Source organism: Candidatus Tisiphia endosymbiont of Piscicola geometra (assembly GCF_964026415.1).
In the GTDB taxonomy this organism is placed as follows: domain Bacteria; phylum Pseudomonadota; class Alphaproteobacteria; order Rickettsiales; family Rickettsiaceae; genus Tisiphia.
Map to the genome: position 1 here is coordinate 1,207,333 of NZ_OZ032144.1, position 17,624 is coordinate 1,224,956.

Annotated in this window: 18 protein-coding genes and 1 tRNA gene; 7 read left to right on the forward strand and 12 right to left on the reverse strand. The window is 31.7% G+C overall.

Features of this window, described 5'->3' with window-relative positions; genetic code table 11:
• The first annotated feature begins 71 nt into the window (after nt 1-71).
• Nucleotides 72-2,591, forward strand: coding sequence for a DUF3971 domain-containing protein (locus AAGD26_RS05780; RefSeq protein WP_341751464.1), 2,520 nt, complete (start codon nt 72-74; stop codon nt 2,589-2,591).
• Nucleotides 2,592-2,657: 66 nt separating this feature from the next.
• Here AAGD26_RS05780 and AAGD26_RS05785 read toward each other — a convergent pair whose 3' ends face one another.
• On the reverse strand, nt 2,658-3,005 hold the full coding sequence (locus AAGD26_RS05785) for a type II toxin-antitoxin system PemK/MazF family toxin (RefSeq protein WP_341748052.1): 348 nt from the start codon (nt 3,003-3,005) through the stop codon (nt 2,658-2,660).
• Entirely contained in the window at nt 2,986-3,198 is a 213-nt protein-coding gene (locus tag AAGD26_RS05790) for a hypothetical protein (RefSeq protein ID WP_341748051.1), read from the reverse strand. Before AAGD26_RS05790 ends, AAGD26_RS05785 begins: the two co-directional genes overlap by 20 nt.
• Nucleotides 3,199-3,387: 189 nt before the next feature.
• On the opposite strand from AAGD26_RS05790, the gene sdhC reads away from it, so the two are divergent.
• The 6 genes from sdhC to AAGD26_RS05825 all read left to right on the forward strand — a co-directional run bounded on the left by sdhC (nt 3,388) and on the right by AAGD26_RS05825 (nt 7,252).
• Complete coding sequence (sdhC, locus tag AAGD26_RS05795; RefSeq protein ID WP_341748050.1) at nt 3,388-3,774, forward strand: succinate dehydrogenase, cytochrome b556 subunit; 387 nt, start codon at nt 3,388-3,390, stop codon at nt 3,772-3,774.
• A gap of 420 nt (nt 3,775-4,194) precedes the next feature.
• Nucleotides 4,195-4,578: a succinate dehydrogenase, hydrophobic membrane anchor protein gene (gene sdhD / locus AAGD26_RS05805; RefSeq protein ID WP_341751466.1), complete on the forward strand. Its 384-nt coding sequence runs from the start codon at nt 4,195-4,197 to the stop codon at nt 4,576-4,578.
• Between the two features lie 21 nt (nt 4,579-4,599).
• Nucleotides 4,600-5,505 carry a HEPN domain-containing protein gene (locus tag AAGD26_RS05810; protein WP_341751467.1) on the forward strand — a complete coding sequence of 302 codons (906 nt, stop codon included), beginning with the start codon at nt 4,600-4,602 and terminating at the stop codon, nt 5,503-5,505.
• Between the two features lie 323 nt (nt 5,506-5,828).
• Nucleotides 5,829-5,914, forward strand: a tRNA-Leu gene (locus AAGD26_RS05815).
• 43 nt (nt 5,915-5,957) lie between these two features.
• The gene (locus tag AAGD26_RS05820; protein ID WP_341751468.1) at nt 5,958-6,521 is read left to right on the forward strand and encodes a NifU family protein; all 564 of its coding nucleotides are present in this window, start codon (nt 5,958-5,960) and stop codon (nt 6,519-6,521) included.
• 5 nt (nt 6,522-6,526) lie between these two features.
• On the forward strand, nt 6,527-7,252 hold the full coding sequence (locus AAGD26_RS05825; RefSeq protein ID WP_341751469.1) for an SDR family oxidoreductase: 726 nt from the start codon (nt 6,527-6,529) through the stop codon (nt 7,250-7,252).
• Between the two features lie 59 nt (nt 7,253-7,311).
• Here AAGD26_RS05825 and AAGD26_RS05830 read toward each other — a convergent pair whose 3' ends face one another.
• The 10 genes from AAGD26_RS05830 to AAGD26_RS05875 all read right to left on the reverse strand — a co-directional run bounded on the left by AAGD26_RS05830 (nt 7,312) and on the right by AAGD26_RS05875 (nt 17,487).
• A complete protein-coding gene (locus AAGD26_RS05830) occupies nt 7,312-8,019 on the reverse strand; it encodes a metal ABC transporter ATP-binding protein (RefSeq protein WP_341752328.1) in 708 nt (235 codons plus the stop codon).
• Nucleotides 8,020-8,405: 386 nt separating this feature from the next.
• A complete protein-coding gene (locus AAGD26_RS05835; protein ID WP_341751470.1) occupies nt 8,406-8,741 on the reverse strand; it encodes a DUF2610 domain-containing protein in 336 nt (111 codons plus the stop codon).
• A 338-nt stretch (nt 8,742-9,079) separates the two neighbouring features.
• Nucleotides 9,080-9,835, reverse strand: a complete 756-nt coding sequence (locus AAGD26_RS05840; RefSeq protein ID WP_341751471.1) for an inositol monophosphatase family protein — start codon at nt 9,833-9,835, stop codon at nt 9,080-9,082.
• Nucleotides 9,836-9,989: 154 nt separating this feature from the next.
• Entirely contained in the window at nt 9,990-10,556 is a 567-nt protein-coding gene (gene efp / locus AAGD26_RS05845) for an elongation factor P (RefSeq protein WP_341751472.1), read from the reverse strand.
• 97 nt (nt 10,557-10,653) lie between these two features.
• Nucleotides 10,654-11,175 carry a methylated-DNA--[protein]-cysteine S-methyltransferase gene (locus AAGD26_RS05850; protein WP_341751473.1) on the reverse strand — a complete coding sequence of 174 codons (522 nt, stop codon included), beginning with the start codon at nt 11,173-11,175 and terminating at the stop codon, nt 10,654-10,656.
• Between the two features lies 1 nt (nt 11,176).
• The gene (locus tag AAGD26_RS05855; protein WP_341751474.1) at nt 11,177-14,470 is read right to left on the reverse strand and encodes an FAD-dependent oxidoreductase; all 3,294 of its coding nucleotides are present in this window, start codon (nt 14,468-14,470) and stop codon (nt 11,177-11,179) included.
• Nucleotides 14,471-14,495: 25 nt separating this feature from the next.
• Nucleotides 14,496-15,272 (reverse strand): ABC transporter permease, encoded by a 777-nt coding sequence (locus tag AAGD26_RS05860; protein ID WP_341751475.1) that lies wholly within the window; start codon nt 15,270-15,272, stop codon nt 14,496-14,498.
• Nucleotides 15,272-16,009: an ABC transporter ATP-binding protein gene (locus tag AAGD26_RS05865; RefSeq protein WP_341751476.1), complete on the reverse strand. Its 738-nt coding sequence runs from the start codon at nt 16,007-16,009 to the stop codon at nt 15,272-15,274. Before AAGD26_RS05865 ends, AAGD26_RS05860 begins: the two co-directional genes overlap by 1 nt.
• A gap of 16 nt (nt 16,010-16,025) precedes the next feature.
• Nucleotides 16,026-16,349 carry a thioredoxin gene (gene trxA / locus AAGD26_RS05870; RefSeq protein WP_341751477.1) on the reverse strand — a complete coding sequence of 108 codons (324 nt, stop codon included), beginning with the start codon at nt 16,347-16,349 and terminating at the stop codon, nt 16,026-16,028.
• Between the two features lie 292 nt (nt 16,350-16,641).
• A complete protein-coding gene (locus tag AAGD26_RS05875) occupies nt 16,642-17,487 on the reverse strand; it encodes a pyruvate, water dikinase regulatory protein (protein WP_341751478.1) in 846 nt (281 codons plus the stop codon).
• Nucleotides 17,488-17,624: the final 137 nt, after the last annotated feature.

Sequence of the window (17,624 nt, forward strand, 5' to 3'; positions counted from 1 at the left end):
TTAGTGCAACAAGTTTGTTGTGCTATATTGTTGCAAAGTATATATTAACTGATCAAGTACTAAATAACAAGATGATGCTCATTAAAAGATTTTTTATTAGCCTAAGCATAATAGTTTGTACAGTTGTAGTAATTTTAACTTTATTAATATTAAGTAGTAGTAAAGGATATTTAGATAAGCCAATTAAGAAGGTAATAGAATTTATCCTTGATAAAAAAGCTATGAAAATACGGATAGGTAACTTACAAGTAAGAAATAATATTCTATCAATCGATAAAATCTTTATGGATTTAGCAAATAACGCCCAAGGTGAAATTACTAACTTCAAAATCAGTTTTATTATTGATGATATAACAACCAAGCCTTTAATTCATAGTACTATTGACATAGATAGTTTTTTCTTAATCTCTAAAGATAATCAACTAGTAATAAATGCTAAAATATCTGCTAGTTCCATTGTGGATTTTTTTAAAAATAAGATTGAAACACAGTTAAACTTGGGGCCTATAAAAAATGTCTCTTTGCTTGATAGTTATGGCAAGAAATTACCTGATGGTGAAGGATTTTGTTCCTATAACAGTAAAATTTCTAGAGCTTCTAAGAAATCAATCAATTGTAAACTAGAGTTTGGTGATAAAGCATATCTATTATTCAATAGTGTATTGGATGGTAGCATAATTCAAGCAAGTGGTAATGCTCAGAATATTCCTATAATGATTTATCAAATTGCTGAGAAAATTATTCCTGATAATCAAGTAATTTTATTTCTACAGGAATATATGAAATGTGGTTATATTAGAAATGGAGAATTTGATTTTAATTTTGATAAAAATTCTTTAGAAAAGAATATTTCCTTAGAAACTGCATTGAAGGCTAAGCTGCATGTTGTAGATCTTGAATATCAATATGATAAAGACTATCCCCCTTTACGAAAAATTGATACTGATGTTACTATATCTGGGCTATCTGTTAAGTTCATATTAAATCAAGCATATAGTAGTAATAGTCTTATTTCAGGTGGGGTAATAACTTTTGATTGGCAAGGGATGGATAAATCAAATTTTATTGTTAATGCTGATGCTAAGGGGAGAGTTAACGATTTAATTGATTTCATATCAAATGAGGATTATAACAAGATAAAAAAACAAGGGATCGATCTTAAAAAGATTACTGGAATCGCTAACTCAAAAATTGGCATAATAATACCAATTAGCCCTGTTATCAAAAATACTTATGACATTTCTACAATAATAACGGGAGTAAATGGAAAAGCATTTAGTGACAATATTATATTTAAAAATGCCAAAATAACTGGAAAATTTAATGGCGATAAGGTAAATTTGATCGGTATAGGTAAAATTAATGGCTATGACAGTAATTTACTTATCGATGTTAATGTTACTGATAATAACCAAGATGATTATCAGAATCTATTAAAAGTAAAAACTACCATTATGGGTAATAACCAAAAGGTTGGTATATTAAAATTAATCTCAGGTAGTACTGTTCTAGATTTTGAATATAAAGAACAAAAAGATGGGAAAAGCTTAATTAAAGCCAATACTAACCTCAGAAACTTAGAATTTTATATTGATAAAATATCTATACATAAAAAACTTGGTAGTGAAGCTAACTTTACTTTAACTGGCAAGTTACATGATAACCTAAATGGTGATATTGATTTTAATCTTTCGGGAGAAAATAACTTAAAAATAGTTGGTAAGGTTAAAGTAGCAGAAGATAAGTATGATGTTACTTTACCTGTAATGAAGTATAATACGACTGATCTAGTAGGGAAATTGCTTTTAGGTAAAGATAGCTTGAATGCTGAAATTCAGGGAAGACAACTAGATTTGTCTGAATCTAATATGATGCAATTCTTAGAGAAAGAAGGAGATCCAAAAAATATTCATTTAACAGTTGATGTAGATAGGGTAAGGTTAAAAAATAATATAATGCTTGATAAGCTTAATTTACAAATTGATTGTAATAAAATCAAATGTTTTTCTGGTTCTTTAAATTCAAAAATTGGTACTAAATCTTTTAAAATGCTACTTACAGATAAAAAAGATTTAGAACAATGGATAGTTACCTGTGATAATGCTGGAGCTTTATTTAGAGGTATTGGTATGTATAATAAAATGAAATCTGGTATTATAAATCTAACACTTGATACAAAAAGATATGATGCTAGAAAGGGAGAAGTGATACCAATCGTAGATGGAACATTTGATATAAAGCGCTTTGTTACCACCGATGTGCCTTTTCTTACTAGAATGGTATCGGTTGTTTCTTTTCCAGGTTTTATGAGTTTTATATTAAATAATAAGGATATCATGTTTAAAAACATGACAGGTAGATTTAGTTATATAGGTAATACCATAAATATTGCTGATACATCAGCTACCGGACCATTTTTTGATTTTACAATGCAAGGTACAATTGATACTAATAAACATCAAATGAAGCTTAAAGGTAATGTAATACCTTCTTTCTTTTTTGCAAGTAACGTTATCACTAAAGTACCAATAATTGGTAAAATATTTTCAAAGGTTGTGCCTTACTCTATGGAGATGAAGTATAAGGAGTAATAGTCCCTATGTCATCAACCCGAGCAGAGATGATACTGATAACTTGTTATATCAAACCTAGGTTACTTAAGTCAAACTTAAAGTAACTTTAATAGCTTTTTCAATATTAATAATCTCAGTTTTATTCAACTGTTCTATAAACTCTCCCAATCTAGATTTATCTATGGTTCTAATTTGATCAGTTAACGCTTTTGCAGTTTTGTTGTTAACTGTAACTCTTACTTCAAAAGGAAAAATATTATTAATATTTGAGGTAATGGGGATAATTATTACTCTACTAGATATTTTATTCTGAATATTATTAGATATAACTATTGCAGGTCTTGTTTTTTGAATTTCAGTTCCAATTGTTGGATCAAGATTTACCCAATAAATATTGCCTCGTATTATTTCTTTATTTTTTACTAATGTCATCTATTGCATCCCACTCTTTTAGCAAATTTTGACGTTCATTATCTTGCTCTGCATCTTTATATGCCAAAGTAAGTTCCAGTTCCTTTTTTTCTAATTCTTTAGCAATAGCATTGCTTACAAAGTTACTAATTTTTTTAGAAGGAATCATATATTTTAATTTATCATATAAGGTCTCGTTTAAACTAATACTCATCGTTCTCATAAAATTAACTTCATTATTGTATAATAGTTATTGTACAATACAATACAATACAATACAATATGAAAACTTGAGTATTTTCTAACTAGCGTTTATACTGTTGCTATTAGAGTTATAGGGGCTTCATCCTGAATTTGTTTTAGGATATAGATTACACCTATAGATAATTTATGACAGAAACTTATGACAAAAACAAAGCAGGAAATTTATAATAGTAGACCTACTTCTCCTCATTTGACGATATATAAAAAGCAGATAAGCTCCGTTTTGTCTATTTTGCATCGTATAACGGGGATAGGCTTATTTTTTGGACTATCAATATTGTCGTGGTGCTTTATTTTATTAGCTTTTAGTAAATTTGATCCTGAATATTTACAGTGCTTTAAATGTAATTTACTTAGAATTCCTCTAATATTCATAAGTTTTGCATGGTTTTATCATTTATGTAATGGGGTGCGTCACTTAATTTGGGATAGTGGACATTGCTTTTCAATAAGGGCTATTAACTTCACAGGTTGGTTTGTGGTAGTAGCTTCGATATTGATGATGTTAGTTTTTTGGTTGTTATAGCTAACCAGAACAGGTTGTTAATATTAGATATCTTTCGAAACTCTACTTCTGCTGGTAATTTGTACGTCGTTCCGGTACTCAAATCCTCACGTACGCCTAAGTACGCTGCGGTTTTGCGTTCCATGACTCCTTCAAATTCCTCAGCACAAGCGAGTTTCGAAAGATATCTATTGTTTATAAATTTCTAAGTGTCTATTAGTGATTCACCTTACGTATAGCATTTAAAAATTGCAGAAAAGTACAAGACGTCATTGCGAAACCACGTAGTGGTTGAAGCAATCCATAAAGTAATTAGAAATGGATTGCTTCGTCGTGCTTACGCACTCCTCGCAATGACGCTAGGTTGTTTTCCCTATGACTTTTAAATTGCCATGGGTGTTATACGTAAGGTGAAATAATAATTTAACTTAAGGCCTCTATATGAATAATAATTTAAGGACAGAGTTGGCAAAAGCTAAAGGGGTTGGTTCAGCAAAAAGTGGTTCGAGTCACTGGTTGCATCAAAGAATAACAGCTATTATTTTAGCAATTTGTTCTATTTGGCTAATATTTTTTATTAAATATGCTACTAGAGAGGGTTTTACTCATTTTGTTAGTACTTTACAAAGACCTTACAATATTGTCCCTTTAGGAATACTGCTTATTACCGCTTTCTATCATTCAATGCTTGGTATGCGTGTGGTAATTGAAGATTATATTAGTTGTATTAAGCTCCGCACAGGGTTAATTATATTACTTAAAATATTTTGCATTATAACGATTGCCTTCTTAGTGGTAGCATTATTTTATGTTATAGTAATCTGATGGATTAATAAAAGTAATCTTATGCAAACCACATTACCTGAACGTTCATTAGTTATTAAAAAAAGATTAGACATTATTGTCCAAGAAATCTTAGCTGCTGGCAAATCAAAAATAGCAATGATAGTTTTATTTGGCTCATATGCTAGAGGGGATTGGGTACAAGACGTGTACACAGAGAATCATATTACCTATGTTTATCAGAGCGATATAGATCTGTTACTGATCTTAAAAAAAGGAAAATATGCTGGATATAAAGCTATTAACTTAAAATATAACATATATAAAAGATTAGATAGAAAATTCCCTATAGATATTACCAAAGATCCATTAGTATCTATGAAAGAACCATCAGTGACACTGATACTTGAGCCTATTCACTTTGTAAATAACCAACTCGCGAAAGGTAAGTATTTTTTTCGTGATATTAGAAATGAAGGAATTTTGCTATATGATACTGGGGAATTTGTGCTATCGGAAGCTAAGGACTTGCCATGGTCGGAACGCAAACCAATAGCTCAAGAAGAATATGAATGTTGGTTTGGTAGAGGAAAAGGACTATTCATTGGAATAAAAGCTTTTTTTGAAGATGACAATTACTCTGAATCAGCCTTTTTACTTCATCAAGCTACCGAGAGTTTTTATAATGCTATTTTGTTAGTATTTGATGGTTATAAACCTAAATTGCATGATCTATTAGAACTAAACCAAATTGCACGGATTTTCTATCATGATCTTTGCAAAATATTTCCCTATGAAAGTGAAGAGCAAAAAGCATGTTTTGACTTACTCCGAGATGCTTATGTTAAAGCAAGATATGACAAACACTACAGGATTACTAAGGAGCGGTTGCTGTATTTAATTGGCAGGGTAGAACAATTGCAAAAAATTACTGAAAAAATTTGTTTGGAAAAGCTTAGTCAAGAATAAATATATGATATATTCTGTAACGAAAGGCATAGTACCCTACATTTTTCTATAATCGTCATAGCAAGGCTCTTTAGATGCCGTGGCGATCTAGGTAAACAGCAAAGCTGTTTTTTTAGAGTAACGTTTCGCGTATTCTAGATTGCTACGTCGGCGATTTCATCGCCTCCTCGCAATGACGGTTTTTTGGCTGAAACCTTTCCGGTTTAGCTATATACTCGATGAAAATCAAGAAGAAATGAGGTTTTATAGTAAAAATACTTGCTTTTTAACGTTTTTTTTATTAGTCTGTGCAATCTTCATAGAGTCTAAAATAACCTGACCTTGCCCGCGTGATGGAATGGTAGACATAACGGACTTAAAATCCGTGGGGTGCAAACCCTTGCCAGTTCAAGTCTGGCCGCGGGTACCATTCATTTTTATCAAGATCATTCTTTTTATCGAGGAAAAAGTATATGTTTATTCAAACTGAAATTACTCCTAATCCTAATGCGATAAAATTTTTCCCTAACATACCTGTTAGCCCTAATGGACCGGTTCATTTTAGTAATCTTGATGAGGCAAAAGGTAAAAGCAGGTTAGTAGTTCAATTATTTAGTATAAATAACGTAAAATCTGTATTTTTTGGTAGTGATTTTATTACCGTTACTAAAGAAGAAGAAAGTGATTGGCTAGTTTTAAAACCTGAAATTTTGATGATTATTATGGATCATTTTACTGCTGGTTTTACTGCTTTTGATGGGGAAAATGGTCAATCTGCCATAAATAATTCTGACGAGATGTCTGAAATCGAACAACAGATTGTAGAAATTATTGAAACACGTGTACGTCCTTCGGTTGCCATGGATGGAGGTGATATAATATATCGAGGATTTGAAAATGGAGTGGTAAAATTAGAACTTCGTGGAGCTTGCCAAGGTTGTCCTAGTTCGGCTATTACTTTAAAAAATGGTATTGAATCAATGCTTAAACATTTTATCCCCGAGGTAGAATCTGTTGAAGCTGTAGACGAGTTATAGATATTATGTCAAAGTTAGCAGTAGTTACAGGGGGAACAAGGGGGATAGGCAAGGCTATTACTATAGCATTAAGGGATAGAGGCTTTACCATTGTAGCAAATTTTTATAGTGATTACCAAGCTGCTAAAGATTTTAGTGAAAATTATTCTATTAAAACTAAGCAATGGAATACAGCAAATTATGCTGAATGTTTTAGGTCAATAAAGGAACTTGAAAATGAATTTGGTCGTCCAGTAAGTGTCCTAGTGAATAATGCTGGTATTACTAGGGATGCGATGATGCATAAAATGACTGAAGAAGAGTGGCAAGAAGTGATTAACGTTAATCTTAGCTCATGCTTTAATATGTGCCGTGCAGTAATTAACCAAATGCGAAATCAAAATTACGGACGAATTATTAATATTAGTTCAATTAATGCTCAGGCAGGACAAATAGGGCAAACTAATTATTCTGCTGCTAAAGCTGGAATTATAGGATTTACTAAGGCGTTAGCTAGGGAATCAGCTTCTAAAAATATAACGGTAAATTGTATAGCTCCTGGGTATATTAAAACATCAATGGTTGAAAAGATACCAGCTAATGTACTAGAGCAAATAATAGCAGCTGTGCCAATGAAAAGGTTGGGTAGACCAGAAGAAATTGCTAGAGCCGTAGAGTATCTAGCAGATGAGCAAGCTGGTTTTATTACTGGGGAAACGTTGTCAATTAATGGTGGGTATAATATGTCATGAGGTATATTTCTACCAATCCTTCATTGCAGGCAATGCCCAAGTGAGTTTGCCAAAAATATCTAATGTTTATGGTCATGATGATGGACATAAAAACCAATTGATGACAAGGTGTTTAGGAAGTCTTGGTTCTGTGCTAAATCGTTAGGCTTACCACTACAACATATATGTCCATTCAAACATATAACTTGGTCAGAGTTTTTCATCACAGTAAATAAGTCATGTGATATCATAAAAATTGTAATATTTAGACGTTTTTTTATTTGATTAATAATCCGATAAAATTCTTGCTGACTAGTAACATCTAATGATTGAGTTGGTTCATCTAAAATAATTAGATCAGGATTGTTGAGTAAGGTAGCAGTTAGAATTAGCTTCTGAAATTGACCACCAGAAAGTTCTGAAATATCATGATGTTTATAATTATCAAAATTAATAAAATTATTCCATTCTTGCCAATCATTGCGAGTAGCATTTGAGGCTAATAAATATAAAAAATTTTCAGCTGTAATTGGTAAGTCTGAAGCAAAATCTAGCCTCTGCGGTACATAGCCAATTTTTAGATGGGGGTGAATTGTTATATTACCAGATGAGGCACTGTCTAATCCCAAGATTAATCTAGCTATTGTTGTTTTCCCAGCACCATTTGGACCAATTAAAGTCGTAACCTCACCTTTTTTAACGGTAAAATTAATATTATTAAGGGGTAACTTTTTGCCAAATTGTTTAGATACATTACTGAATTTTATTAATGTAATATCTTCTGATATAGACACAACCACCTGATCAAAATTATTATTGTGTGCCAATTATGATAAATAGCTAACCTCAGTTTGATGTAAGCCATAGTACTCTACATTTCTCTATAATCATCATCGCGAGGCATCTTTGGATGCCGTGGCGATCCAAATAAACAGCGAAGCTGTTTCTTCTAATACGCTTTGCATATCCTGGATTACCGCGTCGCTGCTTTTTCGCGACCCCTCGCAATGACGCTCGTAAGGACTCTTAACAGTAGTGACATAAAAATGTACTATGGCTGCTCCGTTACTCATGTACACCTAGCAGCTCGACTTTGCTGCTGCCTAGCTCTTCTTGAAGTTATACTATCGTCTACCCAACTTTTGAAATCATAGCAATATACATCGAACTCAGGTTAACTAGCAGTCTCACCGTTAACATCATTATTACTATCTTGGTCGTCATTATCACTTTCCGATTCTTCACTTTTTTCAGATTTATCATCCTCTTCTTGTGCAGAACCAAGAGCATACACACACAATTCTTCCAGCAGAACATTATTCTTATTAGCCAGTTCTTGCAGTTTAGTTATCGCATCCATGACCTCAGCTGGTATTTTCCCACCACGTTGCTTTGATAACCAGTCATCCTGAAAATGCAAGGGATGATGCCCCGGCTCAGGTTGCCCTACATATATAGTAAACGGTGCCATTTGTCCACCAAAATCACAATTAACACTAAACTTTTTCATAACATAACATTAAATTATTAGAATAATATTAGGGATTTCAAGATTTAATCCTAAAAAACCATAGTACCCTACATTTTTCTATAATCATCATAGCAAGGCTCTTTAGATGCCGTGGCGATCCAAAGTAAACAGCGGAGCTGTTTTTTTAGAGTAACGCTTCGCGTATCCTAGATTGCCACGTTGCCGCTTTTTCGCGACTCCTCGCTAATAGACGATCAGCAACCATTTTAATAGTGATTATATAAAAAATGTAGGGTACTATGCTAAAAAACTTATCCCTAACAAAATTGTATATGATACAACAAAAAAATAAAAGTAAAAATTTTTGGCAACAAAAATTAACTACTCAATGACGTTTTTTCAAATAATAGATGTTTAAATTTCTCGGAAAGTTCATAATTAGTAGCAACAAACGTTTTGTCATTATTTATTATTGCTCCACCTGATTCTCGGACAATTAAATCAAAACTAGCTTTTAAAGTGTAATTTAATGATGAAAAATAAACAGCATCAATCTTACCAGCTGCAAGTAATAGAATTCCATAACAATGAGAACCAAAAACCCTAGCATTTTTCAAAAAAACTGGGTTTATGTTAAAATCGTCAGTAGAAATTAGAAAATTATCAAAACTAGAACAAGCAGAAACCCTTAATCTACCACTATTATTAGTGGTATTATTTCCTACCCATACCCCTTTTCCCTTCTCAACATAATAAATCTCATCAAGAGCTGGAAAATTTATCACAGTACAAACCGTGGTTAAAATTTTATTAATCTTTTTTAAACACGTTATAGATACAGCAAAAAATGGTATACTTTTTTCTAAATTACTCAAACTATCAAGCGGATTTATTAATAAAACCATCTCAGAAGTGTTATCTAATTCAAACTTATCCTCTGGAAAAAATAAAGAACTTGTATATTTTTGCAACTCATTACGTAATAAATCTTGTGTTTTAATATAAGATTTATTGCAGAAATCATAGTTTCCCTTATTAGATCTTTGAAGCATTTCCAGCTCTAAAAAATCTCTCTTCAAAAACTTAACAGCTTTACATGATGCAGTAATAAGTAAGTTAGTTATAGGCTGCATAAGCTATATATGACTTCAAAAGTTGATGATAGACGATAGTATAACTTCAAGAGGCAATAGCAAAGTCGAGCTAGCTGTGCGTACATGAGTAACTAGGCAGCTTTAATCTTCAGAGACAATGACCTTAACTCTTAAAGTTCTACCTAAGTATATATTACTTTGCTCTCTCAACAAAGCTTATATCTTCAATTTTTATAACTATTTTCTCCCCAGTAACTAAATAAGGCGGTACCATTACCTTTACTCCATTGGTTAAAATCGCTGGTTTATAAGAAGATGTTACCGTAGAGCCTTTAATTACAGGATCAGTTTGCATAATTTCAGCAATAACGGTTTGCGGTAATTCAGCATTTAAAGCTTTTTCTTCATAAAACTGTACCTTGAGTACCATATTATCCTCAAGAAATGGCAATCTTTCGCTAAGAATTGCCTTATTAATTAAAATTTGCTCAAATGTCTCATTATCCATTAACACGAGGTCATCACCTTCAAAATATAGGAATTGTAAATCCTTATTCTCAAGCTGTGCTTTTTCAACATAATCGGATGAATTAAAACGCTCATTAAGTTTTGTACCAGTTTTTAAATTTTTCATCTCTACTTGCACATAAGCCCCACCTTTACCAGGTTTGGTATGTTCAGGTGTTTTGCTCACAACCCATAAATCATTATTATACACTATAATGTTACCAGCCCTAATAGCATTTGCTGAAATTTTCATATTATTATCACTTATCTAAAATAATTATTTTGTATATTTGTTCAAGCTGGTTATTAACACCTTTCTAGGTCTATTTTATCATTTTTATCGATAAAGGTCAAAGTATAATCATATCCTTATAGCTTTCTTCTAATTCTAAAAGTTTTTTCTTGAGTTCAAGTCCTCCAGCGTAACCAGTTAGTCTACCATCAGTACCTATAACCCTATGACACGGTACTATAATTGACAAAGTGTTGCGTGCCACAGTGTTTGCTACTACACGTACAGATTTAGGAGCAAATATTAAATTTGCAATATCCTTGTAACTCATCACTCTAGCATATGGGATGGCAGAGATGGTAGACCATACTTTCTCCTGAAAATTAGTCCCCATGAAACGGTAAGGTACGGTAAATTCTTTTCTAGTACCATTTATGTATTCTGTTAGCTCTTGGTAAGTTTGATCGAATATACTGCAATTTTGCTGTTCATGATAACTACTATCTAAAATTGGCATATGTTTTTGCCCTACAAAATATAAACCTGTTAAAAAGTCCCCATCTGATACCAATAATATATTCAAATCATTTGAGTATATTAGAGCAATTGGTAAGTCTATATATCTATATATTTTTGTCATTTTAATTTTTCTCTTGGAGAGAATTTTGTTCTAAACGACTTTTACACCCTGTGAAGTCAACTATTTTTGCATCTTGATCTTGGCAAGCACAAGTAAAAATATATTTCCTTTCGTCTGTGACTCCCTGAATACATTGTCCGCAAATACCTTTCATCATACACTGCATAGGAGAGTTAATGCTTACTATTAGTTGAGTTTTTTTACCAAAAAAATCATCTTTTATATCTTTTATAGCTTCCATCATTTCTGTACTACCCGCAGCTATTATCCTATCTATGCTCAAATTTTTCCAAAGGTAACAATGCCCCATTATAGCATATACCAAATCGCCCTTAACACTAATATCTTCCGCCCTATTTTTTGATAAAATACCTTCTTCACAACACCAAACTACTATATCGGCTGCTTCTTCTATTCTGTCTTGATAGAACCTATCTTGTAAATTTTTATAACCAGCAAAATATATAATTTTACAATTATTATTTTTAAGAGCCTTAGCTATTGAGCATAAAACTGCATTTCCAACTCCTCCACCAACAAGCACTACATTACTATCCTTTAATATCTCAGTTGGCTTACCACTAGGTCCCATTAGTACTACTAATTCATTTTGCGATAAATATCTACATAATTTACTTGATTTACCATTTTGCCAAACTATCAAATGAATTAACCCTTTTTCTGAATCAACATAAGCTCCAGTGACAGCCAATGGTTCGATAATTTTTGAAATATCACTAGAATAATTTTGTAAACGGAAAAATTGCCCCGGTTGAAAATTTTGAGCAGCGATAGGAGAATGTATTACCAGCTCTACTATCTTATAAGATAGAGTATTAATCCGTTTGATACGGCTAGCTAGTAAATAATCTAGTTTAACGAAGAAATCTAGATTATTACCAAAAAAACTTGGTTTATTTTTGATAAGTTTTTTTCCAATAAACTTGTACCCCTCTTTACTACTTGCTAAGGCTTTAACCACACTTCCAGAGTATTGAGGATTACAATCACCAAAATATGTTAGACTTCCTGCATAAGTCAATCTAGTTGGTAATTTTGTTGCCGAAACTCGTCTGTACTCCTCACGTACGCCTGTGTACGCTGCGGTACTCGGCTTCGTTTCTCCTAAAAATTCCTCAACTATTTTTGACTTATGCAGGAAGTCTGTTATACTCGAATGATTTTCCAAATAACTATTATCTTTATGCGTACCTATTGCCATAAGTACAGTCCTTACCTTAAATTTTTTCCTTATACCTAAATTATCAAATTCTATTGATTCAGCGTAAGTATACTGATCAACATCAATGCCTAAAGGTATCATATCTTCAGCAAAATTTACACCTGCAGCCATAGCATACATAACTTCCTCAGGATTTAACTTGTAGGCAGGAGAATCCTTTAATTTTCCTCTATAACAAATTGTTACTCCACCTAGTTCATCGAGGATTTTTTTTACAGCTTCTGTATCTTGTACTTGCCTAAATAATTTTGCATGCGAGATAAATTCTTTGGCTATTAATTTGTCCTCATCTGTCCAATTTTGTTCTGTATGATTTTTCCCATTCTCCTCAACTGACAATTCATACTTTTTTAGAAATTTTTCTACTTGTAACTTATAATAATTTAAACTTTCAGTTGCTGCATCAATAGAGGTCAGTCCTCCGCCAATGATAATAATAGGCATCCTAATAAGCAAATTAGTGTTAGATTGTTCTAAAAAAGCTCCTCCTGATTGTAATGTCATTAGAAAGTCGGAGGCTGTTTTCACACCTTTTGCAAGAAAATTTTTCATTTGAGCAATTTTGGGCTTACCAGCTCCAACACACAAAGCAACATGGTCAAATCCTAAATGAAATACCTGCTCCATAGTTATATTACTATCTAAACTTACACCACCAAAAAGCTTAAAATAACTGTTTCTCTCCAGTATCAGACGTAATATAGTTAAATTATTTTTATCCCACCTTGCAGTAATACCATACTCGGCTACTCCTCCAAAACCTTCAGGTATTTTTTCTGATAAGTTTTTTTTATAATCAGACCAGTATTTAATAGGCTTGTTAATATCAAAAGGTAATGGGGTGATTTTTAAGCCATCTATAGCTACTACAGTATGTCCGTCTCGTAATAAATAATGGCTTAAACTAAACCCAGCTGGTCCTTGACCCACTACTAAAACTTTGTAATTAGTTGAAGGCTTTGGCATCAGAGAAAAAATGTTAAGTGGATTCCAATTGGTAAGTAATAAATATATTTCCACCCCGTAAGGTAGAAGCAAAGTAGTTTCCAAAATATTAGATTCAACAAGAGGAATATCTACAGGTTCTTGCTTTTGATAAATGCAAGCATTAGAACAATCATTACAAATCCTATGACCGGTAGCAGCCACCATTGGATTATCAATGACAATAATAGCAAGAGCAGCTAAATTAAATCCCTTGGACTTTACATAATTCATCTCAGAGATTTTCTGCTTCAGCGGACAGCCCGACTTTGACGGCGTAGTCGGTAGTATATTCGCAGAATCATTCGAGTATAACCCTTTAGAACACGAGTCTTTTCCCTGTTTATGACAGTAGATACAATAGTGAGTAGCATTTAAGACTGTATCTAGATTAGATATAGGATTTAAACAATCAAACCCTACTCTTACATGTTTTTTATATTTAGCTACCTTATTAAGATCTATTAAATTATCTTTATCTGTTTTATTTGGTAAAGAAAATAATATACTTTCAGATTCATTAAATCTCCTTTGAAACTCTACTCCTGCAAGAGATATATTATAAACCATAAAGGCAGCATATTTTGCTGCTATATCTAACTCAAAAGCATATTTTTCATCATCTAATTGCCATTTTATTACTTGACGAGCAAACTTGTCTTGGGTAAACTCCTCTCCTAAAAGTTTTTCTAAAAAAATTGATACACTATCAAAATCAATCTCTTTTAGTTTTTCAGGAGGATATTTTCTTACCGCAACACGCTGGATGAACTTTCTCTTACATTCATAAATTACATCAAATTCTTTATGACTAAATCTCAGATTGGCTATTTCTTGTTCAATACCAAATAACTTAGCTAGAAAATCATCAAAAACAGGCGAAATTTCTAATAAAAAATCCGAGTAATATTTTTGATCAACTTGATCAGGATTAGCCCTTAATGATAAAATAATTTCATAAAGAGAATAACTATGGCTACGCAGAAAACTTAGAAAAATTTCATCTAATTTTTTTAAGCCTTCTAATCTATTCAGATCTATAAAATCTAAACCAAAAGCAAGTGTCATATAGCTAAAACCTTCTTTAGATTAGCTATATATAATATATGACATTTTTAGAAAAAAATCTGTAGCCAAGATAACTGAAAAATGAAACAATACCGGCTATAATAAAGGATTTTATAATCATAAATACATCTGGCAGTACTCCTTCTATTACTAAGAATTGAACTGGTCTTATTACAAGAAAAAGGGGGTTAATTTCAAAAAATATTTTCTTTGATTCTGGTACCATAGAATATGGGTATACTATTGGTATAGTCCAATATGCAACATTCAAAATCAAATTTAATACCTGTGGAACATCACGTATATAAGGAGTCAAAAATGCAAATACGATAGAACTACTAATTACAGAAATAACCAAAGGTAATACAAGAACTGGCACGAAAAGTATATATATACTGAATCTTTCGGGATATAAAATAATAAAAGCTATATACATAGCTATAAACGAATAAATTAGGGTATAAACTTGTGTTAAACTATCCGATATAGGAAAGATAGTCCTAGAAATTATTACCTTTTTTATAATACCACTACGATTAATTAATGAATTTGATGATATATTTAAGCTACTAACAATAAATGTCCATAACGGTAAACCACCGACCAGGTTCATAATCATTGCTTCTCTTGGTAACTTAAGTAAAAATCCAAAAAAATATGAGATGATCATTATTTGTACGAAAGGTTGTACTAAACCCCATAACGAACCTAAAAAAGAATCTTTATTTTGACGAGATATAGAAGCTTGGGTTAATAACACCACTGACAACCAATATTTCTTGGAAAAAAAATACTTTATCATTAATAATTTCCACTATTGTAAATTTTTAGTATTTCATTTGGATTATCATCTGCGATAATACTACCTTCTTTTAATAACACACATCTATTGCAATTCTCCTTAATAATATTTTCTTGATGACTTACTAATATTAGAATAGGTATATTTTGTAACTTGTTTTTCATAAAATTGGTCGACTTCTCAATAAAATGACTATCACCAGCAGCAAAAACTTCATCTAGTAAAAGAATATCTGAATCTTGAAAAGCCGATACAGAAAAAGCCAATCTTGATAACATACCAGAGCTATAATTTTTTACCGGTAAATCTATTTTATTCCCTAGCTCAGAAAAATCTATAATTTCTTGTTCCAGTTCTTTACTGTACTTACCTAACATATTATTATAAATCATAAGCATTTTGATATTTTCTCTGCCAGTTTGCTCTAATTCAAAACCTACTCCCATCTCAATAATGGCGGCAAAGTTACCATGAACTTTAATTTTTCCAAACTTTAATGGATAAATTCCAGCAATTACTTTAAGCAAAGAACTCTTACCTGAACCATTGCTACCAATAAAGGCAATTTTTTCGCCTCTTTGACAGGAAAGATTTATATTATTTAAGATAGGAATTGACGAAGGAAAAAGTTTACCTCCTTTAATAAAAAAGTGTCTTAAACTTTCTACCCTTTGTTGGTTATTGATTCCTTCTACACAACCATCAGATATCTCTATAAATACTAGTTTAGACGTCATATGTTAAAAATATGATTTATATTTTTACTGAAGAGTTAATCCATTCTTCAATAACATTTTTGGGGAATACTCCAGTCTTAGTAGCTAATTGTTTCCCATCTTTAAACAAAATCATTGTAGGTATACTACGAATACCTAAACTTGAAGGTATATTGGGATTTTGATCTATGTCCATTTTAACGATTTTTATTTTGCCCACTAATTCCTTACTTAATTCTTCAATAATAGGTGTTAACATTTTACATGGTCCGCACCATTCAGCCCAAAAATCAACTAATACAGGTGTGGTGGACTCTAAAACTTCCTTATTAAAAGAATCATCTGTTATATTACTTGCCATAATCTCTTATTTTTTGAATTATTAAATACCGAATAAAAAACACCTTCGATGTCATCCCCGCGTAAGCATAATCATAGGACCCTACATTTTTCTATAATCGTCATAGCAAGGCTCTTTAGATGCCGTGACGATCTAGGTAAACAACGAAGCTGTTTTTTTTAACTATGAGGCATAATACTCAACAGCCTGCTATTTTTCTAGATTCCTCTACCTACGTGGCGATAACATCCCTGTGTTTTAACAATTATAATCATACTAAGTAATATTCTTATTGTAAATGACTGCTTTAAGTTTACTTAAAAATGTTAGTATTTAAATTGTTAAGAACATATTTCTTACGATCATAATAAAGTTTCATAGCTACAGCAGCAGTTTCTTCTACAGATCTTCTTGAAACATCAATTATTGGCCACCCTTGTTGCTCGCAAATTTGTTTTACTTGCATACATTCTTCTTGGACTGTTTTAAAATCTGTATAATTAGTATTATCACTCATCTGTAACAAATGCATTCTAGTTTCTCTTATTTCAATTAGCCGAGTTGGGTTAATAATCAAACCAATTACAAGCTGTTTCGTAATGCTGCCTAACAAGTCTAAAAACGGATAACCATGAATATAAGGTACATTTGCTGTTTTAAATCCATTATATGCTAGATATACGGAAGTTGGAGTTTTTGATGTCCTAGAAGGACCAATCAGAATAATATCAGCTTCATCTAATTCACTAGTCATCTGACCATCATCATGTCTAAGAGTATAATCAATAGCATGAATCTTATCAAAATAACCTTCATCAAATTTATAATCATAAACTAAACTTTCTTCTGTTTCTACACCTAAAAAAACTGAAATTTCTTTTACAATTCTACCTACAACAGAGATACAAGGAATTTTTAAATCATAACAAAATTTAGTTAAATTTCTTCTTAGTTCGTGATCTAAAATAGTGTATAATACAATGCTTGGTTTCATCTTGATTTTTTTCAAAACCTCATTTAATGATTCTGCATTTCTTAACATTGGCCAATGATATAATTTTGACTCAATTTTGCTAAATTGTGACAAAGCAGTATTAGCTGCATGTTTAACTGTTTGCACTGAAGAGTCTGAAACTAAGTGAATAATCAGCTTATTCATAGTTTATTAGTCTTTGTGGATAATTTTTATTCATATTTTAATCTCTATATTAAAAGTAACCAATAACTACCCATATATATCCCGTATATAGAGGTTAATAACCTCTATAATTTAAAGAATAATTTTGTGGATAATTT

What these genes read in the sequence shown, in the direction of transcription:
- AAGD26_RS05780 (WP_341751464.1), top strand. Translation starts at nt 72, where the DNA reads ATGATGCTCATTAAAAGATTTTTTATTAGCCTAAGCATAATAGTTTGT.
- AAGD26_RS05785 (WP_341748052.1), bottom strand. Translation starts at nt 3,005, where the DNA reads ATGACATTAGTAAAAAATAAAGAAATAATACGAGGCAATATTTATTGG.
- AAGD26_RS05790 (WP_341748051.1), bottom strand. Translation starts at nt 3,198, where the DNA reads ATGAGTATTAGTTTAAACGAGACCTTATATGATAAATTAAAATATATG.
- sdhC (WP_341748050.1), top strand. Translation starts at nt 3,388, where the DNA reads ATGACAAAAACAAAGCAGGAAATTTATAATAGTAGACCTACTTCTCCT.
- sdhD (WP_341751466.1), top strand. Translation starts at nt 4,195, where the DNA reads ATGAATAATAATTTAAGGACAGAGTTGGCAAAAGCTAAAGGGGTTGGT.
- AAGD26_RS05810 (WP_341751467.1), top strand. Translation starts at nt 4,600, where the DNA reads ATGCAAACCACATTACCTGAACGTTCATTAGTTATTAAAAAAAGATTA.
- AAGD26_RS05820 (WP_341751468.1), top strand. Translation starts at nt 5,958, where the DNA reads ATGTTTATTCAAACTGAAATTACTCCTAATCCTAATGCGATAAAATTT.
- AAGD26_RS05825 (WP_341751469.1), top strand. Translation starts at nt 6,527, where the DNA reads ATGTCAAAGTTAGCAGTAGTTACAGGGGGAACAAGGGGGATAGGCAAG.
- AAGD26_RS05835 (WP_341751470.1), bottom strand. Translation starts at nt 8,741, where the DNA reads ATGAAAAAGTTTAGTGTTAATTGTGATTTTGGTGGACAAATGGCACCG.
- AAGD26_RS05840 (WP_341751471.1), bottom strand. Translation starts at nt 9,835, where the DNA reads ATGCAGCCTATAACTAACTTACTTATTACTGCATCATGTAAAGCTGTT.
- efp (WP_341751472.1), bottom strand. Translation starts at nt 10,556, where the DNA reads ATGAAAATTTCAGCAAATGCTATTAGGGCTGGTAACATTATAGTGTAT.
- AAGD26_RS05850 (WP_341751473.1), bottom strand. Translation starts at nt 11,175, where the DNA reads ATGACAAAAATATATAGATATATAGACTTACCAATTGCTCTAATATAC.
- AAGD26_RS05855 (WP_341751474.1), bottom strand. Translation starts at nt 14,470, where the DNA reads ATGACACTTGCTTTTGGTTTAGATTTTATAGATCTGAATAGATTAGAA.
- AAGD26_RS05860 (WP_341751475.1), bottom strand. Translation starts at nt 15,272, where the DNA reads ATGATAAAGTATTTTTTTTCCAAGAAATATTGGTTGTCAGTGGTGTTA.
- AAGD26_RS05865 (WP_341751476.1), bottom strand. Translation starts at nt 16,009, where the DNA reads ATGACGTCTAAACTAGTATTTATAGAGATATCTGATGGTTGTGTAGAA.
- trxA (WP_341751477.1), bottom strand. Translation starts at nt 16,349, where the DNA reads ATGGCAAGTAATATAACAGATGATTCTTTTAATAAGGAAGTTTTAGAG.
- AAGD26_RS05875 (WP_341751478.1), bottom strand. Translation starts at nt 17,487, where the DNA reads ATGAATAAGCTGATTATTCACTTAGTTTCAGACTCTTCAGTGCAAACA.